22 protein-coding genes and 1 pseudogene are annotated in these 24327 nt (G+C 59.6%); 6 read left to right on the top strand and 17 right to left on the bottom strand.

All coding sequences use genetic code 11. From position 1 onward, the window contains the following. Nucleotides 1-149: 149 nt before the first annotated feature. Nucleotides 150-362, top strand: a complete 213-nt coding sequence (locus tag GOX66_RS08785; RefSeq protein ID WP_170761671.1) for a DUF1127 domain-containing protein — start codon at nt 150-152, stop codon at nt 360-362. 89 nt (nt 363-451) lie between these two features. Here GOX66_RS08785 and GOX66_RS08780 read toward each other — a convergent pair whose 3' ends face one another. The 4 genes from GOX66_RS08780 to GOX66_RS08765 all read right to left on the bottom strand — a co-directional run bounded on the left by GOX66_RS08780 (nt 452) and on the right by GOX66_RS08765 (nt 5362). Next, nucleotides 452-823, bottom strand: a complete 372-nt coding sequence (locus tag GOX66_RS08780) for a hypothetical protein (protein ID WP_336509461.1) — start codon at nt 821-823, stop codon at nt 452-454. A gap of 86 nt (nt 824-909) precedes the next feature. After that, nucleotides 910-1788 carry a 50S ribosomal protein L11 methyltransferase gene (locus tag GOX66_RS08775; RefSeq protein WP_170761669.1) on the bottom strand — a complete coding sequence of 293 codons (879 nt, stop codon included), beginning with the start codon at nt 1786-1788 and terminating at the stop codon, nt 910-912. A 66-nt stretch (nt 1789-1854) separates the two neighbouring features. Then, nucleotides 1855-3087, bottom strand: a complete 1233-nt coding sequence (locus tag GOX66_RS08770; RefSeq protein WP_170761667.1) for an MFS transporter — start codon at nt 3085-3087, stop codon at nt 1855-1857. Between the two features lie 79 nt (nt 3088-3166). After that, a complete protein-coding gene (locus tag GOX66_RS08765; protein WP_170761665.1) occupies nt 3167-5362 on the bottom strand; it encodes a primosomal protein N' in 2196 nt (731 codons plus the stop codon). 90 nt (nt 5363-5452) lie between these two features. On the opposite strand from GOX66_RS08765, the gene fsa reads away from it, so the two are divergent. From fsa to GOX66_RS08750, 3 genes are all read left to right on the top strand, one after another. Further along, on the top strand, nt 5453-6106 hold the full coding sequence (fsa, locus tag GOX66_RS08760) for a fructose-6-phosphate aldolase (RefSeq protein WP_170761664.1): 654 nt from the start codon (nt 5453-5455) through the stop codon (nt 6104-6106). Nucleotides 6107-6308: 202 nt separating this feature from the next. Beyond that, complete coding sequence (locus tag GOX66_RS08755) at nt 6309-7016, top strand: DUF484 family protein (protein ID WP_170761662.1); 708 nt, start codon at nt 6309-6311, stop codon at nt 7014-7016. After that, nucleotides 7013-7933, top strand: a complete 921-nt coding sequence (locus GOX66_RS08750) for a tyrosine-type recombinase/integrase (RefSeq protein ID WP_170761660.1) — start codon at nt 7013-7015, stop codon at nt 7931-7933. Before GOX66_RS08755 ends, GOX66_RS08750 begins: the two co-directional genes overlap by 4 nt. Nucleotide 7934: 1 nt before the next feature. Here the strand turns inward: GOX66_RS08750 and GOX66_RS08745 are convergent, their stop codons facing one another. After that, nucleotides 7935-8123, bottom strand: a complete 189-nt coding sequence (locus GOX66_RS08745; protein ID WP_170761658.1) for a hypothetical protein — start codon at nt 8121-8123, stop codon at nt 7935-7937. Nucleotides 8124-8693: 570 nt separating this feature from the next. On the opposite strand from GOX66_RS08745, the gene GOX66_RS08740 reads away from it, so the two are divergent. Beyond that, nucleotides 8694-9407, top strand: a complete 714-nt coding sequence (locus GOX66_RS08740; RefSeq protein WP_170761655.1) for a CDP-alcohol phosphatidyltransferase family protein — start codon at nt 8694-8696, stop codon at nt 9405-9407. Here the strand turns inward: GOX66_RS08740 and GOX66_RS08735 are convergent. The 10 genes and pseudogenes from GOX66_RS08735 to GOX66_RS08695 all read right to left on the bottom strand — a co-directional run bounded on the left by GOX66_RS08735 (nt 9392) and on the right by GOX66_RS08695 (nt 21850). Further along, on the bottom strand, nt 9392-9859 hold the full coding sequence (locus tag GOX66_RS08735) for a hypothetical protein (RefSeq protein ID WP_170761654.1): 468 nt from the start codon (nt 9857-9859) through the stop codon (nt 9392-9394). The genes GOX66_RS08740 and GOX66_RS08735 overlap by 16 nt on opposite strands. A 76-nt stretch (nt 9860-9935) precedes the next feature. Further along, entirely contained in the window at nt 9936-10391 is a 456-nt protein-coding gene (locus GOX66_RS08730; protein WP_170761653.1) for a methylated-DNA--[protein]-cysteine S-methyltransferase, read from the bottom strand. Between the two features lie 80 nt (nt 10392-10471). Then, nucleotides 10472-13384 (bottom strand): isoleucine--tRNA ligase, encoded by a 2913-nt coding sequence (ileS, locus tag GOX66_RS08725; protein WP_170761651.1) that lies wholly within the window; start codon nt 13382-13384, stop codon nt 10472-10474. A 163-nt stretch (nt 13385-13547) separates the two neighbouring features. After that, complete coding sequence (locus GOX66_RS08720) at nt 13548-16262, bottom strand: DUF2339 domain-containing protein (RefSeq protein WP_170761649.1); 2715 nt, start codon at nt 16260-16262, stop codon at nt 13548-13550. Nucleotides 16263-16357: 95 nt separating this feature from the next. Beyond that, entirely contained in the window at nt 16358-16837 is a 480-nt protein-coding gene (locus GOX66_RS26290) for a DUF2269 family protein (RefSeq protein WP_237212550.1), read from the bottom strand. A 45-nt stretch (nt 16838-16882) separates the two neighbouring features. Next, a pseudogene (locus tag GOX66_RS08715) lies at nt 16883-18154 on the bottom strand (SDR family oxidoreductase); the annotation flags it as partial. 84 nt (nt 18155-18238) lie between these two features. Next, nucleotides 18239-18949 (bottom strand): VIT1/CCC1 transporter family protein, encoded by a 711-nt coding sequence (locus GOX66_RS08710; RefSeq protein WP_170761647.1) that lies wholly within the window; start codon nt 18947-18949, stop codon nt 18239-18241. A 54-nt stretch (nt 18950-19003) separates the two neighbouring features. After that, nucleotides 19004-19993, bottom strand: a complete 990-nt coding sequence (locus tag GOX66_RS08705) for a YcjF family protein (RefSeq protein ID WP_170761645.1) — start codon at nt 19991-19993, stop codon at nt 19004-19006. Beyond that, nucleotides 19986-20441, bottom strand: coding sequence for a GNAT family N-acetyltransferase (locus tag GOX66_RS08700; RefSeq protein WP_170761643.1), 456 nt, complete (start codon nt 20439-20441; stop codon nt 19986-19988). Before GOX66_RS08700 ends, GOX66_RS08705 begins: the two co-directional genes overlap by 8 nt. Then, on the bottom strand, nt 20438-21850 hold the full coding sequence (locus tag GOX66_RS08695; RefSeq protein ID WP_170761641.1) for a YcjX family GTP-binding protein: 1413 nt from the start codon (nt 21848-21850) through the stop codon (nt 20438-20440). The genes GOX66_RS08700 and GOX66_RS08695 overlap by 4 nt, the downstream gene beginning before the upstream one ends. Before the next feature lie 107 nt (nt 21851-21957). Here GOX66_RS08695 and truA point away from each other — a divergent pair, with 107 nt between their 5' ends. Then, nucleotides 21958-22725, top strand: a complete 768-nt coding sequence (gene truA, locus GOX66_RS08690; RefSeq protein WP_170761639.1) for a tRNA pseudouridine(38-40) synthase TruA — start codon at nt 21958-21960, stop codon at nt 22723-22725. Here truA and GOX66_RS08685 read toward each other — a convergent pair. After that, nucleotides 22722-23651, bottom strand: a complete 930-nt coding sequence (locus GOX66_RS08685) for a nickel/cobalt transporter (protein ID WP_170761637.1) — start codon at nt 23649-23651, stop codon at nt 22722-22724. The two genes, truA and GOX66_RS08685, sit on opposite strands and share 4 nt — an antisense overlap. Then, complete coding sequence (locus tag GOX66_RS08680; protein WP_237212545.1) at nt 23636-24235, bottom strand: DUF1007 family protein; 600 nt, start codon at nt 24233-24235, stop codon at nt 23636-23638. The genes GOX66_RS08685 and GOX66_RS08680 overlap by 16 nt, the downstream gene beginning before the upstream one ends. Nucleotides 24236-24327: the final 92 nt, after the last annotated feature.

Genomic DNA, 24327 nt, shown 5'->3' with positions numbered 1-24327 from the left:
GTAAATTAAGGGTTTTTAATGAAAAATAAGCATTGCAAAAAACGCATAGGACACATGCAATTTCTGTACTTGCACAGTCAAATCGACACCACTAGATGCCGCTCAGATCGGATGATCAAGATGTAACTCTAACCAGAAGGAAACAGGATATGGCTGCACTGGACACTACCCGCACCACCACTGGCTCGTTCGGCCTCGTTGGCCGTATCGGCGCAATATTTGCATCGGTCGTAAACGCCGTTGTCGAATGGAATGACGCCCGCGTAACCCGTAACGCGCTGAGCGGTCTTACAGATCGCGAGCTGGAAGATATCGGCCTGGTCCGCGGCGATATTGACGTCGTGGCTGAAGGTCGCCGGTAAGAACGAATACGACCACCACTCAGACGCCCCTTTCCTCCCTTGGGGCAAAAGAAAAACGCCGTGCATCGAAAGGTGCGCGGCGTTTGTCGTCAGAGTTGGCTGATCCAGGGAATATATGTGGTGAGCTGAGCTGCCAGGAACTCAGAGACCGGATCGATCTGCATCATCCAAGCTCCGGCTTTTTCAACAGAGGTTCCCTGGGCCAGACTGTCGACCCGATATTGATAAGCCGGCGGTCCAAGGCTCGTCAGCAAAAAGGTCTTGAACACGAACAAACCGCATAAGCACATCAGCAGAACTTTTGCCGGCACAGCAGACTTGACCCGCTGAGGCTTCATCACCACAAGACCGTCCTTGCGCATGGTTGCGCGATAGCCCCGACTAAGCTTGGCGTGCTTTTTGTTCAGGCGATGAACGCGCTGATCGAACTCCAATTGTTTTCCCGTCATGGCAGCCTCCAAAAAACCGCCCCCGAATCCACGTTATGACGGTATTTAGAGATTGCGACAAAAAAGAGGCAGGAATCCACGAAACTCCTGCAAATGGCCTAATTTAAGCCCTGTTTGCTTAAGATTAGCGTCGTCCACTCTCCAATTTCGTCTCTTTTGGCCAGATTGAACCCATTCTGTAAATAAACCGAGACCACGTCATCAGCCTGTTCATTGAGGATTCCCGACAGGATCGCATACCCGCCGCCCCGTAGATTCGCACCGATTTCGGGGGACAACGCCACTAGAGGGCCTTTGAGAATATTGGCAAAAATCAGGTCGTAAGGGGCGTGCGATTGCAGATCTGGATGGTCGAATCCTGCCGCTTCGACACAGCGCACCTGACCGGACATTCCGTTAGCCTTCAGATTTGCATCAGCCACATCAACTGCGACCTCGTCGATATCGCTGGCGATGATGTCCCCATCCCAGACACGCGCGGCGGCCATCGCCAGAACGGCGGTGCCACAGCCGATATCGGCCACCTTGTTGGCCTCAAAACCGTCTTCCAGAAGATGGTCCAGCGCTTTGAGGCATCCCAGCGTGGTGCCGTGGTGACCGGTACCAAAGGCCATCGCGGCCTCGATCAGCAGCGGAATGCGCCCTGCGGGCAGTTTGTCAGCGTCATGGCTGCCATAAACATAGAACCGCCCGGCCTCGACCGGAGCCAGTTCGCGGCGCACATGCGCGACCCAGTCGGTTTCGGGCAACTCGGACACCACGAACGGTTTGGCCTCGAACGCAGCGGCCAGTACGGCCAGCGCGGTGTCGTCCGGCGTTTCGGTGAAATACCCGCCGACTTCCCACAGGCCCGAACCGTCCTCGACTTCAAAAACGCCCACGCCAGTGGGTTCCGGGTCCAGACGCTCCATCGCTTCGCCAAGCCCTTCGGCGGCCTTTTTGCCGGTCAGAGTGGTAAGCGCGGTAAATGTGGGCATGAGGGCCTCCTGTGTCAGTTGAAACAGCGCCTAGGGCGCGGGCCCGCCAAGGTCAAGCTTTGCCGCTTATTCCGCGGGCGCAGGGGCGTAATTCGACAGGACGGTCTCGTTTCCCCTTTCAGGATGGCGCGGGATCAGCAGCGACAGGGCCAGCGACACCAACGCCATGGCGGCCGCCAGAGCAAAGACAGCCCCTGGCGAGACTACCCATAGCAGACCCAGCAGCGCAGGCAGGAATACTGCCGCGATGTGATTGATCGTAAACGCAACCGCGGCCGTTGGCGCGATGTCCGCCGGGTCGGCGATCTTCTGGAAGTAGGTCTTCAATGCCAGGGCCAGGGCGAACAGCACATGGTCGATCACATACAGAATTGCCGCCAATACCACACCCCAGCCAAACCAGTAGATACCGCCGTAAGCCGCAAAGACGGTGGCCAGTCCGGCATATTCAAAGATCAGGGTGCGCCGTTCGCCAAACCGCGCCACAGCCTTGCCCAACATGGGCGCGGCCACCATGTTGATCATCAGGTTGATCAGGTAGAGGCTGGTCAACTCGTGCACCTCGAACCCGAATTTCTCGACCATCATGAAGCCTGCAAACACCACAAAGATTTGCCGCCGCGCGCCAGCCATGAACTGCAACGCGTAATACAGCCAATAGCGTTTGCGTAGGACGATTTTCTTGGTCTGCGGAGTGGGCGCATCGAATTGCGGATAAGCAATCAGGCAAAACAGTGCCAAAAGGACCGTCACGCCGCCCGCAGCCATGAACACGAAGTTATAGGACAGATCGAACCGATCCCAGGTCAGCACAATCAGGCCATAGACAACTGCCGTGGCTGCCGAGCCCATGGCCACCAACCAGCCCAGAACCTGCGGCGCCCGATCCTTGGGCAGCCATTGCAGTTGCAGCGACTGGTTGACTGTTTCGTAATAATGAAAACCGATCGAGCTGAACAAGGTCACGAACAGCAGCCCGCCAAGGCTGGGAAACCACGCAGTCACAGCGGTTGCCACACCCAGCATCATCAGCGAAATCATCGCCAGCACCTGTTCGCGAATGAAAATGATCACCGCGATCACACCAATGGCCAGAAAGCCCGGAATCTCACGTACCGTGTGCAGCAGGCCGATATCCGCCCCGTCGAAACTCGCCACTTCGATGACGAAGTTGTTCAGCAGCGCGCTCCACGCGTTAAAGGCGATGGGCATGGTCAGTGCCATCACGAACAAGAGCGTGACCGGGCGGCGCCAGAACGGAAGGCTCTGCGCCTCGGAGAGCGGCATGGGTTTCAGCATGAGAGTCCTCTACGCCCATTTCTTCGATTTGGCGAGTGCAATCCGGCTGGCGCACAATGGGTCTGCGCGGATGCGGAGATCAGTAAAAGCTCTGCGGGTCGATATCGACGGTCAGGCGGAGGTCGCCTTTCAGGCGCAGGGGCGCGATCCAACGCGCGATGGCATCCTGTATTGGCGCACCTTTTGGCGCTTTGACCAGCAACCGCACCCGATGCCGTCCCCGAATACGCGCGATGGGGGCTGGGGCGGGGCCAAAGACCTGCGCCCCTATCTGGCGCAGGGGCATGTCGTTTCGCGCCATGGCATTGCCGATATCGAATACCGGTCCAACTTCTGGCCCTGACAGTACGATCCCGGCCATACGGCCATAAGGCGGCACGCCTGCCGCCTGCCGACCGGCGGCTTCGGCTTTCCAGAACCCTTCCTCATCACCGGAAAGGATGGCTCGGATCACAGGGTGTTCGGGCTGAAATGTCTGCAACAGCGCCTGCCCCGGCTTGTCCGCCCGGCCCGCGCGCCCCGCCACCTGACGCATCAGCTGGAACGTACGCTCTGCCGCCCGCAGGTCTGCCCCGTGCAGGCTGAGATCGGCGTCGATTACGCCCACCAGAGTCAGTTTGGGAAAGTTATGTCCCTTGGCCACCAACTGCGTACCGATGACGATATCCGCATCACCTTCCGCAATCTCTTCGATCTTGGCCTTCAAGGCCCGCGCGGACCCGAACAGATCGGAACTGAGCATCGCGATCTTCGCCTCGGGGAAAGTCGCTTCGGCCTCTTCGGCCAGCCGCTCGATCCCCGGTCCGACCGGCGCCAGTTTGCCCTCAGCCCCGCAGGACGGGCAAGTCTCGGGCATCGGTTTCGTCTCACCGCATTGGTGGCACATCAGACGCTTCAGAAACCGGTGCTCGACCATCCGCGCGTCGCAATGATCACAGGCGATCTGCTCACCACAGGCCCGACACAGGGTCACTGGCGCATAGCCACGGCGGTTGATGAACAGCAGCGACTGCTCGCCCTTTTCGATCCGCTGCCGCACCGCCTGCCGCAGGGACGGGGATATCCACGTTCCCGGCTGCATCTGTTCCGCCCGCATGTCGATGGGCTTCATATCGGGCAGCACCGCTGCTCCGAACCGCGAAGTCAGATCGAGCCGGTCATACTTGCCCGCCTCGGCATTCGCCCAACTCTCCAGCGAGGGCGTCGCGCTGGCCAGAACCACCCGCGCCCCGCAAATCGCTGAACGCAGCACAGCCATGTCGCGCGCGCTGTAATGCACGCCGTCCTCTTGCTTGTAAGAGGTGTCATGCTCCTCATCGACCACCACCAACCCAAGATTACGGAACGGCAAGAACAGCGCCGACCTCGCGCCAACGACCAGCTGCGCATCCCCCTGCCCAACCATACGCCAGACCCGGCGACGCTCAGTCATGGTCGCGCCTGAATGCCATTCCGCAGGGCGCGCGCCAAACCGCGCCTCGACCCGAGTAAGGAATTCCGCTGTCAAAGCGATTTCGGGCAACAGGACCAGCGCCTGCCGCCCCATCCGCAGCGTTTCGGCCACGGCTTCCAGATAGACCTCGGTCTTGCCCGAGCCCGTCACGCCCTTCAGCAATGTCGTGCCATAATCGCCCGTGCGCAGCGCAGCCTGCAGTTTCGCAACCGCCGCCGCCTGATCATCTGTCAGGTCTTTCCCCGGCAAATCCGGTTCCAGATGCGGATAGGGCAGATCGCGTGGGCTATCCTCTTTCTGAACCGCGCCTTGTTTCACCAGACCTTTCACAACCGATGACGTCACCGCGGCCTGTTCCGCCAACTCCTTTAGCGTAAAGGCCAGCCCGCCATAGTCGCGTAATACCTCCAGCACGCGCAGGCGCGCATCCGTCATCCTGTCCGGTTCGCCCGCTCCCAACCGGTATATCTTGCGCATCGACGGCGGATCGCTCAGGCCCGGCGCGCGCGTAGCCAGACGCAGCATTGCGGGCATCGGCGTCAGCGTGTAATCGGCCACCTTGCCCAGAAACACCCGCATCTCTTCGCGCATCGGCGCGACCTCAAGTACCCGGATCACCGACCGGGCTTTGCTGAGATCAAAACCCCCTTGCCCCGGCCCCCAAACCACGCCCAACACTTTGCGAGGCCCCAAGGGCACCTCGACAAACGCGCCCAGAAAACACCCGCCCTCGGGCGCCTTGTAATCCAGCGTCCGGTCCAGCGGTTGCGCGGTCAGCACCGCCACCAGCTCTCCTTGATCGAAATACTCCTGAGTGCTCAATGCATATCCTTGGGCCGGGGGGTTTCAGCATTTGTCTCTTTGAGGTAAAGGCATCCGCGACCAAGGCCAACCCATCAAAGGACTGCCCTCATGAAATTCTTCGTAGACACAGCCGAGATCGACGCCATCGCCGAACTGAACGATCTTGGCATGGTGGACGGTGTGACAACAAACCCCTCACTGATCCTGAAATCGGGCCGCGACATTCTGGAAGTGACAAAAGAGATCTGCGATCTGGTCGACGGACCCGTTTCTGCCGAAGTGGTCGCGACTGAGGCCGACGACATGATCGCGGAAGGCCGCAAGCTGGCCAAGATCGCGCCCAATATTGCGGTCAAAGTGCCGCTGACCTGGGCCGGTCTGAAAGCCTGCAAAACGCTGACTGACGAAGGCCAGATGGTCAATGTCACGCTCTGCTTTTCAACCAACCAGGCGATTCTGGCCGCCAAAGCTGGCGCGACCTTCATCTCGCCCTTCATTGGCCGACTGGACGACATCAACCTCGACGGAATGGATCTGATCGCCGATATCCGGCAGGTCTATGACAATTACGGGTTCGAGACTGAAATCCTTGCCGCCTCGATCCGCAGCGTGAACCACGTCACTGACAGCGCGCGCATCGGCGCCGACGTCATCACCGCGCCGCCTGCCGTTATCAAGAAACTGGCCGATCACCCGCTGACGGACAAAGGTCTGGAAACATTCCTGACCGACTGGGCCAAGACGGGTCAGAAAATCCTCTGACACCCCAAGAAACCGTGCGGTGCCGTCAGGCGCCGCGCCCGGCCCAACTGCCAGACCCTGATCTGAGATCAGGGTTTTGCAGGCGGGAGCAGTCCCATCACACGGCAAATGAATTCCACCTTTACGCGCATTTTTCCCAAGGCAATTCCGGCAACCCGTGTTATAAGCCACCCAACAAAAAAAACACCGCACGGGACGGGACATGAGCAGCAACACCACACTCAAGGATAATCTCCGCGCCGCGATTCTGGCCAAACCGGACGCGGTGCTGGACGACAAGGATCTGATGCAGGCGCTGGTCGCCGCAAACGAACAGGCACGCGGTGATAATGTCATCGATCTGCGCGGCATCGCAATGAAACGGCTTGAAGATCGGCTGGACCGGTTGGAGGATACTCACCGCTCGGTCATTGCCGCAGCCTATGAAAACCTCGCCGGCACCAATCAGGTACATCGCGCCATCCTCCGATTGCTGGAGCCGGTGGAGTTCGAGGATTTCCTGCGCACACTCGGTGAAGAAGTCGCCGAAATTCTGAGGGTGGATCACATCACTCTGGTTCTTGAAACAACGGTTATGCAGGAAGACCCGGCCATAGAAAAGCTGGGCGGCGTACTCACCGTGGTCGAACCGGGCGTGATTGATGCGTATCTGAGCCAGGATCGCGGCGGCCCCGCGCGCGAGGTGGTGCTGCGCCCGGTCCGGCACCCAAATCCCACAATTTTTGGCGCGATGGCTGGCCAGCTCCGGTCCGAGGCTTGTCTCAGGCTGAATCTGGGTGAAGGCCGTTTGCCCGGCATGATCGTCATGGGGGCCAAAGACCCAAATCACTTTACACCGCAATTGGGAACGGATCTGCTTACGTTTTTTACCGGCGTGTTCGAACGCTCGATGCGCCACTGGTTGTCGTGAGCCTGATCTCTCCAGCCTGCCGCGATGCGTTGCAGCATTGGCTGGACAGTTTGGGGGCGCTGGCCGGGCGATCCGAGAACACGCAAACCGCTTATCGCGGTGATGTCACCGATTTTTTGTCCTTCATGACCCTGCATTATAGTGAACGTCAGGGGCTGGCAGCTCTGGCTCGGATCACTGTATCGGACATGCGCGCCTGGATGGCAGATCAACGCGCGTCGGGCGTGGGCGCGCGGTCGCTGGCCCGCAAGCTCTCGGCCGTCAAAAGCTTTTATCGCTGGCTGTCCGAGCGTGAGGGGTTCGAACCCACCGCCGTCCTGTCCACCCGTGCGCCGAAGTTCACCAAGAAACTGCCGCGCCCGCTGGCCGAAGACGCCGCCCGGGCCATGATCGAAACGGTTGAACTGCAATCCACCAATGACTGGGTCTCGGCCCGTGACGTGGCCGTGGTCACGTTGCTCTACGGTTGCGGACTGCGCATTTCCGAAGCGCTTTCCCTGACTGGTGCCGATGCGCCGCTTCCCGAGACTCTGCGAATTGTCGGCAAAGGCGGCAAAGAGCGGATCGTTCCGGTTCTTCCCGCGGCCCGCGCGGCAGTGGACCATTACCTGCGCCTTTGTCCGCACCCGCAGGCCAGGGACAAAGCCCTGTTTCGCGGCGTGCGCGGCGGTCCGCTGAACCCACGAGCCATTCAGGGCGTGATGGCCAAAGCCCGGATGCAACTCGGCCTGCCTGCAACAGCGACACCGCATGCTTTACGGCACAGTTTTGCCACGCATCTTTTGTCCGCCGGAGGCGACCTTCGCGCCATTCAGGAACTGTTGGGCCACGCTTCTCTGTCGACTACACAAGCCTACACCGCAGTCGACACGGCGCGGTTGATGGAAGTCTACAACCGCGCGCATCCAAAGGCCTGATTTAATCTACTTTCAGTGTGATTGGCTTATAACTGTAGGCATCGCCTTCTTTGCCGTCGGTCACGGCACCGGCCAAGGCTCCGCCCAGAACACCACCGACCAGCACACCTGCTCCGACCGCATTTGCCTTCCGGTTTTCGGCCGAAATATTTTTGGGTTCAAGTGTCCGCGAATGAGGTTTTTCGCCCACCGGACACGCTTACTGAATGCGTTTCGAATCCTTTCCGTAGCTCGGTGGGTTCACTAGGGCCGGTGTGGTGAAGTTGGCGTTGAAACCTTCCCCCTCAAGCTCACAGGAAGCAGGAATGCTGGAGTTCCCGCCCCGCGAAACACGAATGCTTGTCGCCCGAAACCCAACAATGCCCTGCTGCGCACCGTTTTAAACAAACTCGACATTATGGACGCTGCCTTTTGCTTTGAGAATGCTTTCCTGCCTAGTCGCGCATGCCCCACAAATCAGGGACAGCATAACAAGAGAGAGGTGCGATTTTCCTATTTGACCTATTCTAGAGAGTTTTTTTGTTTTTGTCGCTCAGGTGTTAGCGATACAATTTCAACCTTGGATCAACAATGTCATCTCTATTTCTCGTCAGAGAATAGTTTCCTCGATACGGCCGATTTGCCACAACTCCTCATCAAACAAGAAATTTCTCGGGATTCTGAGGTTCAAGCACAGTCAATAGCCAGGCTTGCACGGTTCAGGTCCGCACCAACGGGCTTTTGGTTTGCATCTGACGCGCTCATCGTCCAAGACACTTGGATGACCCTCAGATTCAAAGCACTGTCCGTCCACCTCTTTACCGCCACTGGTGCTGTTTTTGCCATGCTCGCCATGCTGGCCGCTGTCGAAGAAAAATGGAGCCTGATGTATTTGTGGCTGGTCGTCTCGTTCATAGTTGACGGCATCGATGGCCCTCTGGCGCGTCACTATCACGTCAAGAAGAACGCGCCTGAATTTGACGGAGTGTTGCTGGATCTGATCATCGACTATCTGACCTATGTGTTCATTCCGGCTTTCGCACTGTTCAAGTCCGGGCTGATGGACGGTTGGACCGGCTGGTTTGCCATCATCGTCATCACCTTTGCCAGCGCGATGTATTTTGCCGACACGCGTATGAAGACCAAGGACAACTCGTTTTCTGGCTTTCCGGGATGCTGGAACATGTTCGTGATCGTGATCTTCGCGCTGGAGCCCAATTTCTGGGTCATCTTGCTGCTGGTCTCGCTGCTGTCGCTGGCGATGTTCCTGCCGCTGAAATTCGTGCACCCTGTGCGCACGGAACGCTGGCGCAACTTGACCCTCCCCATGGCATTGGCGTGGACGTTCTTTGCTGGTTGGGCCGCGTGGGTCGATTTCCACCCGGAAAGCTGGGCGCATTGGGGGCTGGTAATTACAAGCTTGTATCTGGTGTCGGCCGGGATCGCACAACAGATCATTCCGCCGCGCAAAAGCCGAAACTACAAGACCTCCTGAACCTCGAATTCAACCCCATTATGGGTGAAAACGTCACCTACCTGCAGGCCAACCATAGCCAGGTAGATCGGGCTCTGGGTTGAAATACCCATATAGGTCTTTCCGTCCACCTCAAACCGGGTGGTCGAGACACAAACCACGAAGCGGCGGTTATTGAACTTGACAACAGCGCCGGGTTGCACGGTATCGGTCACGCTGAAATCGGTATTTTCGATTACGTCGATTTTGGCGTGATGAGCGTGGACGGGCGCATCAAAGGCTGCCGCCAAGTCCGCATTCTCGCGCGAGGAGGCGATATCATCCTTGTCATGCCCCTCACGATCATCCAGTTGAGAATCCTTCAGAAACGCATCGTAATGGGCCTGCGCGGTCGCAAGTTCCTGCTCTTCCAGCGACATCAGGCGGTCGATAATTACCTTCTTACGGGCGGCCGGGTCTGTTTGGGCGGTCATTCAAAGCGATCCTTCAAATTCTCTATCTGATACAAATTGGGCCTCAAGCAACGGGATTGCAACAGAAATCCGTCGCTCAGATCAGCAGACCCGCCGCCCGTTCATGGCGCAACAGAGCGACTTTGGTCTCGACCCCGCCCTCGCCGGAGAACCCGCCCAGACCGTTGGCGGACAGCACCCGATGACAGGGGATAATCACGGGAATGGGATTGGCGCCACAGGCTTGACCCACCGGCTGCGGCGGCTGGCCCAGTTCTTTCGCGATGTCACCGTAGGTGCGGGTTTCGCCCAACGGGATGGCATACACCAGGTCGCAAACCTGGCGCTGAAAGTCCGACCCGGCGACCCTGTAAGGCAGGTCAAACCGATCTAGCTTGCCTTGATCATAAGCCGTCAATTGTGCCGCCGCCTCTTGCAACAATGGCGTGTCCGGCCCGTCGTCATGGCCATTCCACACAAGACGTGTGATGGCTCCGTCGGTTTCTTCGATACCAAGGCGGCCAAACTGGGTTTCAACTGCGATCATCGGCATGGACATACCGTTTCAGATCACCGAAGCCGAGGCAAGCGGTGAACGAAAAACCCCCGGCGGATTGGCCGGGGGTTTAAAGATTAGCTCAGCGCATCGTCGCAGCGTCCGCAGACACCATCATGCGCGTGGCGGCCGACATCTGGTAGGATTTTCCAACAGCGCTGACACTTTTCGCCTTCGGCTTTTTCGAACAGCACCGCGACGCCCTCGATTTCGGGAACGCGGAACGCCTCGGCCGGTGCCGGATCACCGGTGACGGTCAGACCCGAGGTGATGCACATGTCATCCACGTCGAAGGTCGCCAGCAGGGCGCGGGTATCCGCATCTTCGACATGCACGATCGGCGCAGCTTCGAGGCTGGAGCCGATCACTTTGTCCTGACGCTGCACTTCAAGCGCGGCGGTCACAGCGCGGCGAACACGGCGGACCTTGGCCATGTTGGTTTCCAGTTCCTCGTCGCGCCACTCGGCCAGCGTATCCGGGAAATCGACCAGATGGACCGAGTTGTCGTCAGCCGGGAAGCGTTCCAGCCAGACCTCTTCCATTGTGAAAACCAGCACGGGGGCCAGCCACGTTGTCAGGCGATGGAACAGGATGTCCAGCACGGTGCGTGCGGCGCGGCGGCGCAAGTTGTCGCCGTCGCAGTAGAGCGCATCCTTGCGGACGTCGAAGTAGAAGGACGACAGATCAACGGTCGCAAAAGTGAAAACAGCACTGAACACACCCTGGAAATCAAAGGATGCATAGCCCTTGCGCACCTGCTCATCCAACTCGGCCAGACGGCTGAGCACCCAGCGTTCCAGACGCGGCATTTCCGCCGGATCCACTCGGTCTGCCTCGGTGAAATCAGCCAGCGATCCCAGCATGAACCGCATGGTATTGCGCAGGCGGCGATAGCTGTCAGCAGTTCCTTTCAGGATTTCCGGCCCGATCCGCTGATCGGCAGTATAGTCGGTCTGGGCCACCCAAAGGCGCAGGATGTCGGCGCCGTATTGTTTGATGACTTCTTCCGGCACGATGGTGTTGCCCAGCGACTTGGACATCTTGTTGCCCTTGGCATCCAGCGTGAACCCGTGGGTCACCACATTGCGATACGGTGCGCGACCCTTGGTGCCGCATGCCTGCAACATCGAGGAATGGAACCAGCCGCGATGCTGGTCGGTGCCCTCCATGTAGACGTCCGCGATACCGTCCTCGGTGCCATCCTCGCGGTCGCGCAGGACAAAAGCGTGGGTCGAGCCAGAATCGAACCACACATCAAGCACGTCAAAGACCTGATCGTAGTCGCCGGGGTCGGCGATGCCGTCCAGCACCTGCTCTTTGAATCCCTCGGTGTACCAGATATCCGCGCCGTCCTTCTCGAACGCCGCCTTGATGCGGGCGTTCAGGTCTTCGTTTCGCAGCAGGTAATCCGCGTCAGTGGGCAAAGCCCCTTTCTTGGTGAAACAGGTCAGCGGCACGCCCCAGGCGCGCTGGCGCGACAGAACCCAGTCCGGGCGGGCTTCGATCATCGAATACAGGCGGTTGCGGCCGGTTTGCGGCGTCCACTTTACCAGTTCGTCGATCGAACGCAGGGCGCGTTCGCGGATGGTGTCGCCCATCTCACCCATGCCATCGTCCAGCTTGCGGTCAACGGATGCGAACCACTGCGGTGTGTTGCGGTAGATGATCGGAGCTTTGGAGCGCCACGAATGCGGATAGCTATGCTTGATCTTGCCGCGCGCCAGCAGCCCGCCGACCTCGACCAGCTTGTCGATGACCGCCTTGTTGGCGTCGCCCTCACCGCCTTTGCGGGACAGGATGAATTTGCCACCAAAGAACGGCAGATCGGCGCGGAAACTGCCGTCATCCATCACGTTATAGGTGATGACCTGCTCGAGCATTCCCAGATCGCGGTAAAGCTCAAATTCCTCCATCCCGTGCGACGGCGCACAGTGGACAAAGCCGGTACCTTCGGTATCGGTCACGAAGTCAGCGGCGCGGAAGTCGCGGATGTCGTCCCATTCACCATTGCCACCCTCGGCCCCGGCCAGCGGATGGGTCAACTGGACACCTTCCAGTTCATCGGTGGTCACGTCGCGCACGCGGGTCCATTGATCGTCGTTCAGACGCGCGCGTCCTAGCACGTCGGCGGCCAGATTGTCCGCCAGCAGGAACTTGTCACCGACGCTGGCCCAACACTCATCCGGCGTGCCAGTGACTTCGTAAAGGCCGTAAGAGATGTCCTTGCCGTATACGACCGCCTTGTTCGACGGCATGGTCCAGGGCGTGGTGGTCCAGATAACCACAAAGGCGCCATCCAGATCGCCTGCATTCGCGACCTTAAATTTCACCCAGATGGTGAAGCTTTCCTTGTCGTGATACTCGACCTCGGCTTCGGCCAGCGCGGTTTTCTCGATGGGCGACCACATCACGGGCTTCGAGCCCTGATAGAGCGTGCCGTTCATCAGGAACTTCATGAACTCGTCGGCGATCACCGCTTCGGCGTGATAGTCCATCGTGATGTAGGGATCGGGCCAGTTGCCGGTGATGCCCAGGCGCTTGAACTCATCGCGCTGGATGTCGATCCAGCCCTCGGCGAACTTGCGGCATTCCTGACGGAAGTCGACGATGTTCACCTCGTCCTTGTTCTTGCCCTTCTTGCGATACTGTTCCTCGATCTTCCATTCGATCGGCAAACCGTGGCAGTCCCAGCCGGGCACATAGCGCGCGTCGAAACCCATCATCTGATGGCTGCGGACGATCATATCCTTGATCGTCTTGTTCAGCGCGTGACCGATATGCAGGTGGCCGTTGGCGTAGGGCGGTCCGTCATGCAGAGTGAACGGTTTCCGCCCCTCTTTTTCGCGCAGGCGGTCGTAAACACCGATCTTTTCCCACCGCTCCAGCCAGCTGGGCTCGCGCTTGGGCAGGCCGGCGCGCATGGGAAACTCGGTTTTGGGAAGGTTCAGCGTGTCTTTGTAATCAGGTGTTTGGGTCGTGTCGGCGCACATTGGGGGCGTCCTCAGGATGATCTGGTCGTGTTTGGATCGAAGCGGTCAGTGCGAGTTCTCAAGCACCTTTGCCCGGCGTCTCGCGATATCAGAGCGCCGGGGATATAATTCGAATAATGATGGCCAAACGGTCATACATGGCGGGCTTATAAGATGCCCACGCCTAATGGTCCAGAGGTTCTGCCGTCTGCGGCGAATGGCGCAGTTTAGCCCAGCGGTTCAGCCAGGCGAGACCGGCCAACGCAAGCCCAAGCGCCAACAGTGAAAACACCCGGATCAGACCGCCCAGACCCGCAATATCGATCAGGAAAACTTTGGCTACGGCCAAACCGATCACTGCCAGACCTGCCTTGCGCATTACATCGGACCGGCGGGCAAGCGATTGATAGAACAGCATCGCCCCAATGACCAACAGTGCCATGGTATAGGTGTAAAGTTCGGGCTGAGTGACACCGTTGCCTTCATACATGCCGTCAGCGCCCTGCCAGACATGGCGTATGGTCAGCCCCAGCCACAAAGCCGCAAGCGCTCCGGCCAGACAATTACTTGCTTGTTTCAGCCATATTGGCGTGGACGTGATTCTCCAGGCTGAGAACCCGATTGCCAGCGCAGGCAGCAGATACGCCACTGCGAGGGTATTCAACACTGGCGGCCCCAGCACTGGCCCGGCATGCAGGTTAAGCAACGGGTTTGCTTCCGTAACCGCCTGCCCCAAACGGAATAGGCCATGCCCCGCAAAAAACGCTGCGAACAGGTAACGCGCATAATTCAGCTTCCCGCCCAGTTCGAATCTTTGAACCTGCGCAAATGCCAATAGCAACCAGATGACTGCCAGCAGCCCTAATCCCCAGTGGCTGTTGGTGGCATTGCCCTCACCAAAGCTTTGCAACCATCTCTCAAGAAGCAGCGACAGCAATATGCCCCCCGTCGCCCAGGCCGCGCTTTCCAGCAGCAGCACGGCCACAGGACGTCGCAACGGCCTGAGCAACCACCAGCCTGCAAGGAATCCGATGGTGGCCGCACCGTAGACCAATGCCATCTCAACCACAGGTGCGGAGCTTGCCCAGACCAGACCCGGGTTCAGAACCAAACGCACCGTAACCGTGAAGACCCCGGCCCAGATGAACCAACTCATCTGGGGCAGCGTGAATTTGCGGTCCAGCGCAGCGGCAACAACAATGGTCGCAACCAGCGCGATCGTCAGCGCCGCTGAACTGAGGACAATGACGCAGGCAAAGGCCAGACAGGATAGTGCAGATAACGTAGACAGAGCAGCGCGCATCCGGTCCTCGCCGTCAACCCGCGCAAAACGTTCAGCGAAGACAACCATCAATACACCCAACGCAATAGCGTGCAGCGCCCAGGCGTAAGCACCGATAACCTCGGCCGGGTGCCAGCCGACTTCAAGCGCGATTGCCATCACAGGCGCGAAAACAGCGGCCGCGCCGGCCCAAACTGCTGCGTATCGGTTTGCATGCATCGACCGCCAGACAGCGAGCACCGAGAAAACCGCCCCCAACGCCGTTAAAGTCGTGATGACCCACGGGTAATCAGCCTCGGGTGTCTCTGCGTATGTTTCAGCGAACTGACGCAGCACCACACCGTAATCAAGACCATGGGCAAGAACGAACCAGACGAGGCCCAGGGCTGGAAACACGGTCGCATCCTGCAAGGCCTCCGCACCCCTGGCCCAAAGAAGCAATGCAAGTGTCAGGCCTGACAGCAAAGCGATGCCCAACCAGAACTCACCCGCGGAATCCGGCCAATGCAGGGACAGAATCGCCGAACTGACGGCTATCGCGCCAAAACCCAACCGTGTCGGAAACTCTGGCCACGGTTCACCCTTTTTGTGCCGAATGGTCTCAGAAATCATTAGTCCGGCGTGATTGGGCCAGATCCGCCGGACAGGAACTGCTATGGCGATCACCGCCAGCGCCGCCACGCAGGTCAGGTATCCCGGCTCGGTCAAAGGGGACGACAGCACCAGTAACAGGCACGCGGAGTAGGCCCCGAATAGCGTCAAAACCGATATCCATGCCCAGCGCCGCACCGTATCGATGCCTAAACCCAGCACGGTGATTACAAAGAAATACCCGTATAGCCAGTTTGGATCGTCCGAGGATCCTCCCACGACGAAGGGGGCAGAAAAGGCTCCGATCAAGCCGACTGCAGCCAGCAAAGGACCGTGGAACCATCCCAGCACAAGCCCCAGCAGCGCGACGCAGATCATTGCCGCCAATGCTGTCTCGGGACCAATCAGGTCATATAGCTGCCGGGCAGCCAGAACGCCGCCGAACAGCGTGACCAATCCGGCCCCTGAAAACACCGATGGCAAATAGGCGGTGGCCGAGGTCTCGTCGTCTCCGTACCTGCGCCGGATGATTTCGCCCGAAACGATCAGAGCCGCACCGAACGCCAAGGCCGCGATCACGCGCGCGGATGGAGGCAGCAAGCCATTCTCGACGCCATATTGGACAAGGAAAATACCCGCCAGCGCCAGCGACAGGGCCGAGACCGCATAGAACCAGTTCTCACGCAGCCAGGCCGTCAAGGCCGTAATGCGATCCTCGCGAAACACGACCGCTGCGGGTGGACCCTGTTGTGGCAGTGATTTCGGCCGCGTCTCCTTGGTCCTACCAGCCTTGGCGGCAGACCATGGGGCGGGTTTCGACTTTTTGTCCGGCCGTTCAGTGGATTTCGGGCGTTCTGACCGGGGTGGCACTGCCAGTCCAGCCGGCTTGTCACCCCCAAGTGACAGGATGTGCCGCTCAAGCTGGTCAACCCGGCGACGCAACCGCGCCTGCCCCACCAGCAGAACAACGACGGCCACCGGAATGGCCAGTACAATCAGTCCGACGAGAACAAGCAGCGATTCCAAAGGGCTCTCCGAGTGGTTTCGACGTCAGGCTACCCGAGGCTTACATTCTGTAACAGTCAGAAATTCCAGTAGATTCGAGGGGGCTGACTCCCGGGCTAACCCCAGCCAATCGCCGGTCGGGCGATCATCAACCAGATAATGGCCAACACTGCCGCAAAGGCGGGAAACCCGCTGGCAAACCAAATTCGGAACAGACGGTGATAAAGCGCGGGCAGCGGAGCTTCATTCTCTGCGGCCAGCCGTGCCAGTCCGCGCATTTTTATCTGTATCCACACAACCGGCAACCAGAACAGCCCGGCCATGGCATAAAGTGCCAGCGACAGCGCAATCCAGCCTTCGCTGAACGACCATCCCAACCGCCACGCCAGCAGGGCGCCGGTGATCGGTTGCAGGACGACAGCCGTTGTCGTGAACAAAAAATCGGCAAGAACCACTGTGCTGGCCGTCTGCGCGATAAACCGAGGGTCGCGCGAACGATGCGCAGCCAGCATAAAGAACGCGATACCGGCACCTGTGCCAAGCAAAACGCAGGCTCCGATTATGTGCAACCAACGCAGGATCAGATCAGGGTCCATCAGCGGCTCTGCAACATGGCCCATGGCGACAAGCGACAAACTCATTGCAGGCAATACTTTGATTAACGGGCCCAACGGGTCCAGCCACAATCCCGGAACAGTAATACTCGCTGCGATTAGGTAGAACAGGGCGATCCCAAACTGCGCCAGACAAGCGCGTTCGGCCCAGGGACGCCATAGAATGGCAAGACCCAGCGCAATATCGATGATCGACCAGAACACCACACTGGCGGTTGCTATCCCTGCGCCCCAACCTGCGCCGGTCAATACCGACGTCGCCTGTGAGAGGCCGAACAGACCGAGCAAGCCGGACAATACCCAGAAAAGGCTGAGCACAGCGACGACCGGCGGCAGCAACAAAGACATCCGCGCCGCCAGCCTGTGTTCCCGCGAACAGATCAAGCCGGCATAGATTTGTAGTAAAGGCGTCAGCGATTGGCCAGTGGCCATGCGGTAAGGTTCCGGGTCTCCGGTCACACCTTCGGCCATGAGTGTCATCGCGTTGCTTCTCAGGGGCGAGCGCCACCCCAGGTGACCAAGCGCGTCGGCGCAACGCAAGACCAAAACCGACATCGTACCAGGCGCATTGATGGTGACCAGTGCGGATGGAAAACCCATCCAGCGGCGCGTCTCGTCCAGAACACCGGACAGCGGAGTTGGCTCGTCCTCAACCAGATCGTATGTGCCTTGCGGCAACTCTCCGGCCACAGCCGCCGCAACCGCTTGGCACAGGTCCGGCATACCTACGCACTGGACCGGGGCCTTCGGATACGCGATTGGTTGTACCAGTGGAACCGCCGCCAACATACGCAGCAGAGCCGTCCCACCGTAGTCGGATTGTCCGATGACCAGACCCGGCCTGAGAATCCACAATGGGATGCCGCAGGATCGCAGCGCGTCATCACCCGCGACCTTGGTCCGCATGAAATCCGTCTTTGCACCCGGGGACGCTCCGATAGCTGAAATCTGAACCACGGCGATGTTCTTCTCAGCGCAGGCCTTCCCCAAAGCCGCAATGGCAATGTGGTGAACAGCTTCCAGATCATCCGCAGGGCCATCCTGCAATGCACCGGCGCAGTTCACGACACAATCGATACCAGACAAGGTGGCATTCCAGTCCCGAGGTTGCAGACAGGTCCGCAGATCACCATGCACCAGTGTCATACCCGGCAAGACCTGAGCCCCTGTTTTCCCGCTGCGCACAAAGGCCGAAACCCGCGCGCCTTCGGACTGAAGCGACCGAGTTACGGCCGCCCCGATAAACCCATAAGCCCCTAAAACAAGTACGTTTTTGTCGGAAATCAGCAAAAGTCGCACAATCTCTTGAATCTGCTTCCGACAGACTAGCGACTGAGACTGCCATGACCAGCCAATCCACACAATCTGCGACAATCTTGGCCCCTAGGGGTGAAAGAGAGATCCCACAAGATAAGCGATTGATGCTGCGGCTCCGCCGATCAGCAGGGTCTCGAACCCGGACCGCCACCACGGCGCCAATGACCAACGGCTTTTCAAAGCACCAATGGCAAAGAACACACCCATGGTCATCCAGGCAGAAACGGCAAAAGCCTGATCCACTGACAACAAGAACGGCAACAGAGGAACCATTCCGGCCACGAGAAAGGCTAAAAATGTTGCAGTCGCCGCCTTGATCGGGTTGGGATCAACGCTGCCCAACCCGTATTCGCCCTCGATCATCAAGTTTACCCAATTGTCATGGTTTGCCGTGATCTCATCGGTGGCTTCGTCCAGAATGCGGCCTGACAACCCTTTTTGCGCCAGAATCTCATGCACCTCACGACGCTCGCCGTCAGGATAAAGTTTTATGTGACGCTCTTCGATGACGCGGATGCGACGGATATTATCCAACTCCGCCTTGGTGGCTGAGTAATTCCCGGCTGCCATCGAAAACCCGTCTGCCAGGACGTTGGCCAGCCCCAGCGCCACGATCACGAACGACGACAAGCCCGCCCCCGCAACCCCTGCAACAATGGCAAATGTTGTCACCGAACCGTCGATACCGCCATAAACCACGTCCCGCAGGACGCCCCGGCCTGGCGGCGCATTGATCCGTTCCGAGATTTCCTGCTGGCTATGTCCGTGCTCGATCATGGCTGGCTCCGGCTTTGTTATGCACGCCAGCAGACAGGAAGACTTTGCGTCAGGTCAAGTTTTCGAGAACAAACCACTCAGCGCACGTTTGATCATACCGCGGGTGGACGGCCTGTGCCGGTCAGAAAACGGTAAAGGACGACAGACCTCCATCGCGGCCACGCCGACCCGCGCGCTGAGTGCGCCGTTCACCAACCCTTCGCCAAAGCGACGGGACAGTTTGCTGAGGACCGATCCCCCCAGAACAGGTTCCAGCAGGTCATCGCCAACGGCCACAGCCCCGGTGGCCACCAGATGCACAAAGACTGCCCGGGTCAGCCGCCAACTGCCCAGAAACCCTGCACGCCCCCCGTAAATCTCGGCAACCCTGCGGATCATCCGCAATGACGCCGCCAGCGCCGTCGCGACATCCGCCAACGCCAGAGGCACCAGGGCGGTTACCGTGGCGACCTGACGTGCTGCCGCCTCGACCTCGCGGCTGGCGGCTTCGTCCAGAGGGGCAAGCAATTCATCTTCGGCCAAGGTCAGCAGCGCGGAGGCGTCAAATTGTTCGCCCATCCGTTCAGTCAATCGGTCCCGGCCCCAACGGGTTTCTTCGCGCCCTTTGTAGAACGCGATCAGACGGTTCGTGACCACGCGGGCCTGTGCCAGATCGGCTTCGGTCAGCGCCGTGTCTGCGGCGCGGCGCATTCCATCGACGCGAGACAACCGCCCAATGGCGGCCAGTTCCCGCATTGCGATGATCAGTGCGACCAATACCAGCGCCGCAAACAAGCCAGTGATAACCCAACCAAGGATCGGTGCCCGTAACAGCAGTGAATTGACGAAATCCCAGGCCGCGACGGACACCACCGCGCCAATCGCTGCCAGAGCCAGCCCCCAGAACCACCGCGACAGGGCCGACGGTTTACGCGCCGTCAATCGAACCGCCGTTTGCATCGCCTGCCCTTGCGGCTGCGCAACGTCAGGAACCGGCGGCGCCTCTGCTACGTCCGCAGCTGGTTCCTCGTCGTCAAGATCAATCAGAACCGGACCTTTAGCCATTCTCAGCCCCTTTCCGTTGCCAGACGTATTTGATGTCCGGCAGGTTTTCATCGTTTTCCGCCCCGTCGCTGCGGGCGACCTCGGCAAAGCCGTTGTGCTCATAGAACCGGCATGCCCCGTGATTGGCCTGGAACGCAAACAGAGACAGCTGCGCCTGCCGGGATTTGGCTTGATCCAGAAGGCGCTGGCCGATTCCCTGCCCGCATTCAGACGGTGTCAGATAGAGGGAGTGGATTTCATCCCCCTTGAGCGCCAGAAACCCCACAACGCCTGTATTGGTTTCAGCCACGGTCACCCAACCCTGATCAATCATCCAACCGCAAAAGGCGATGGTTTCAGCGCAGGAATGCAATTCGGGCATCCAGTCGTTGTCACGAGCAAATCCGTGCAGAATTTCTCCGGTCGCACCGGCATCGGTGCTGCGGGCGGGACGAAGGACGACGGTCACAACCGGTCTCCGATCAAAAACTGCGCGGCACGGTCCAGCCGGATATGCGGCGGACCGTCACCCGGCCGCAGGGTCAGATGCGCTGGTGAAAAGGCCATGAATCCATAGTCTTCGCCCAGCCAGCTTTCCGCTCCGTTGCGGGCCGGACCCAGCAGATGGCTTGGGTCTTCGGGCAGGTCACCGGGATAGAAAGCCGCCTGCTTGCCGTCCAACAGGGTGCCGCGCACGCAGGGCAATTTGGACCCGTTATGCGTGCGGATTTCCTCGGTCGTTGCGCGCAAAGCAGCCAGGGACAGCGCCGCCGTTTCCGCCCCGGCAAAGCTTGCACGGTCGCGGGCGTCGCGGGTCAGAGCCTCCATGATGTGGGTCAGGCGTGGATGTTGCAGGTGGTGCAGATGGTCGGCCTTGGTGGCGGCGAACAGGATACGCTCGACCCGTTTTCCCAGCAGCAACTGGCTGAGCCAGGCGTTACGCCCCGGGCGGAAGGCGGACAGAATATCAGCCATGGCGCGGCGCATGTCCTCGACCGCTTGTGGCCCTTTGTGGATCGCTCCCAGCGCATCGACCAGAACCACCTGCCGGTCGATCCGCGCAAAGTGATCCCGAAAGAACGGCTTCACAACCTGAGACTTATAGGCTTCGTACCGCCGCGCCATTTCCCGGTGCAGGCTGCGCCGGGGCGCATGGCCGTCGACAGGTAAAGGCGCAAAGGTCAGCACCGGAGAACCCGCCAGATCGCCCGGCAGCAAGAAACGCCCCGGCGTGCAGTCATAGAACCCGGCATCTCGCGCGGCGCTCAAATAGGTCGCAAACTCTTTGGCCAAGGCCTGCGCCGTAGGCTCGTCATGCGTCTCAGTTGGTTCTGCCGCTTTGGCTTGTTCAAGAAAGCCCGCAGCCTCGGCGCGACCGGCAATGCGTTCAAGCGTTTCTCTTGACCAGACCTCGTAGGATTTATCCAGCAAAGCCAGATCCAGCAGCCATTCGCCCGGATAATCCACGATGTCCAGATGAACGGTTCGCGGCCCTTGCAGACCCGATAGCAAACCGGCGGGACGGGCTTTGAAGGAAAGCCGCAACTCAGATACGGCGCGGGTACTATCCGGCCAGTGAGGCTGTGCTCCGGTCAGCGCGGCCAAATGGTTTTCATAGTCGAACCGGGGCACCGTATCGTCGGGCTGCGGTTGCAAGTAAACCGCATTGATCCGGCCTTCCTGCTGCGCCACAAGGCCCGGCATCCGCCCCCGGTCCAGCAGGTTCGCGACCAGAGAGGTGATGAACACTGTCTTTCCCGACCGCGCCAACCCGGTGACGCCCAGACGGATCATGGGCTCGAACAGTGCCTCAGACACGCGGTCGCCCACGGACTCGACGCCGCGCACAAGACTGTCTGCCAGAGAAGAGATGACCAAACTGTCGCCCCGCTTTTATCGTTTCGCTCAAGATAGGTAGCCGTCGCCGGACATGCCAGCGCTTTCCCGCTCTTGCCCGTCCGTGCGCGGCGCGTTACCAGCAGCCCATGCCTAGATACGCGCTGAAAGTCGAATACCAGGGGGAGCCGTTTGCCGGGTGGCAGCGGCAAAAGGAATTGCCGTCCGTTCAAGGGGCGATCGAACAGGCCTTGTCGCGTATCCAGCCCGGAGAGCACACCATCGCTGCCGCCGGACGCACCGATGCCGGCGTTCATGCACTGGGACAGGTGGCCCATTGTGATCTGGTCAAGGAATGGGACCCGTTCCGCCTGTCCGAGGCGCTGAATTACCATCTCAAGCCGCAGCCTGTGGCCATCGTGAAAGCTGCCCGGGTGGATGACGACTGGCACGCACGGTTTTCGGCGTTGGAACGGCAATACCTGTTCCGTATTCTGATGCGCCGCGCACCTGCGACCCATGACGCCGGACAGGTCTGGCAGATCAACCACCGGCTCAACGTCGATGCGATGCAGGCCGGGGCAGATATGCTGATCGGGCGGCATGATTTCACCACCTTCCGCTCATCCATCTGTCAGGCGGCCAGCCCGGTCAAAACGCTGGATGAACTACGGGTCGAGCAGGTTGAGGGCTTTTCCGGCCCCGAGATACATTTCCACGTCCGCGCCCGGTCGTTCCTGCACAATCAGGTGCGCAGTTTCGTTGGCACGCTGGAACGAGTCGGCGCCGGAGCGTGGACGCCCGAAGATGTACGCGATGCGCTACAGGCCGCCGACCGCGCCGCCTGCGGGCCGGTTTGCCCGCCGCAGGGCCTCTATCTGGCGCGAGTTGGGTATCCTGAGCCTGTCTTCGACTAAATCGCGCGCAGCAACAGACCACCAGCAATCACCGCGATTAGCAGTCCAGCCACCAGTTCGATAGTCGGCGCCAACACCGAGGCAAACCGCGTGGCCGATGCCGAGACCAGCAATCCGCCGCGCAAGCCGAACGAGGTCCAACCGACCAGTGTCGTCACAGTCGCCGTGCCCAGAGCCATCGCAAAGGCCCCCGCTATACCGACCATCGCGATGCCCATCTGCCAGGTCAGGATCAGCACAAACAACGCGCCGGTGCAGGGGCGTGCCGCAATACCTGCAATCAGCAACGCGGCCTCACGCAGGCTGCCGATATGTGCCACTTCCTCTGCGGTGGGGCCGTGCCGGTGGCCGCAGTCTGAGCAAACGTCGTGATCGTGGTCATGATGATTGTGATCGTGATCATAGTGGTGATGATGCGCGGTTTCGCTGCGGACACGCCGTGCAAAACTGCGACTGGCCCGGAACACTAGCCACAACCCAATTGCAGCAATGGCAGCGTAGCTAATGGGGGCCATGACCTGCTCGGTCGTGCCCACAAGGCTTTCGCGAGACATCTGGAACACCAGAACCCCGGCATAGACCAGCACGATGGCCGTGACTGCCTGCCCAAGACTGGACAGCACACTGATGGCGGACAGGCGCCAGAACGCGATGCGGCGGCCAAGTCCGTAACCTCCGATCAGCACCTTACCGTGGCCGGGTCCGATTGCATGGAAGAAGCCATAGGCAAAACACACCGTCAGCAGGGTTGCGACGGCCTCGGGCTGTTCGGCGCGGGCAGCGCGCAAGGATCGCGCGATCTGGTTCTGGAATTCCCGCTGCTCACCCGCAGCCCATGCGGCCAGGTGATCAAACCCGCCACTGCCCCAGAACCACAGCAGCAGACCAACGGAAATGGCGACAGGTACAATCAGGTATTTGGACATGAAACGCGGATCTCAGTCGCAAAGTTCTCCCCGACCAGAGGGATGTCATTTTCTTCGAGGTCAAAATCGGCATCCAGCGTCCGAAGAAAAGCCTGCATTTGTGCCAGCTGGCCGTCGATGTCGGGCTCAACCCGGTTGACCTCACAGGTCGCAGGCCCCGAGACCGTAACCGGCCGGGTCACTTCGTAGGCGGTGTAAAAGGTCTCATCAAACGCTTTTGCCGACAGCGCCAGGACAGGCACCGCGCCGCCCTCAACCGCGCGCAGATGGGTAGTGACAACCCGCCCGTCTTCAGTGGTGGCCTGCGGTTCCAGAGGGCCGGACAGGGCTACGGTTGCCCCGTCCGAGAGCACGACCAGATCACCGTTATACCCCTCAACCCATTGAGCATCGAAACCGGATAGTAACTGTTGCTCGTCTTCGGTCAGGATGCCATCTGCATCCTGATCCAGCTTCATGTCTTCGAGGATCAACAGCGAGTAGAATTCATCATACGCCCAGGTGACCCGCACATGCGTCAGTTGACCCGCCTCATCCACGATAAATTCCAACCCGGTGTCAATGAAGACATGGGGGTGTGCCATGGCCGGGATCGGCAAACAGCAGGTCAACAGGGTCGCAATCCAACGCATGGGCGAAAGATAGTGTGTCGGTCAGCACCCGGCAATGCGTTTCG

Origin of the sequence: Ruegeria lacuscaerulensis (assembly GCF_013031245.1) — a bacterium.
Taxonomy (GTDB): Bacteria; Pseudomonadota; Alphaproteobacteria; order Rhodobacterales; family Rhodobacteraceae; genus Ruegeria; species Ruegeria lacuscaerulensis_C.
This window is presented reverse-complemented; position numbering and strand designations above follow the sequence as displayed.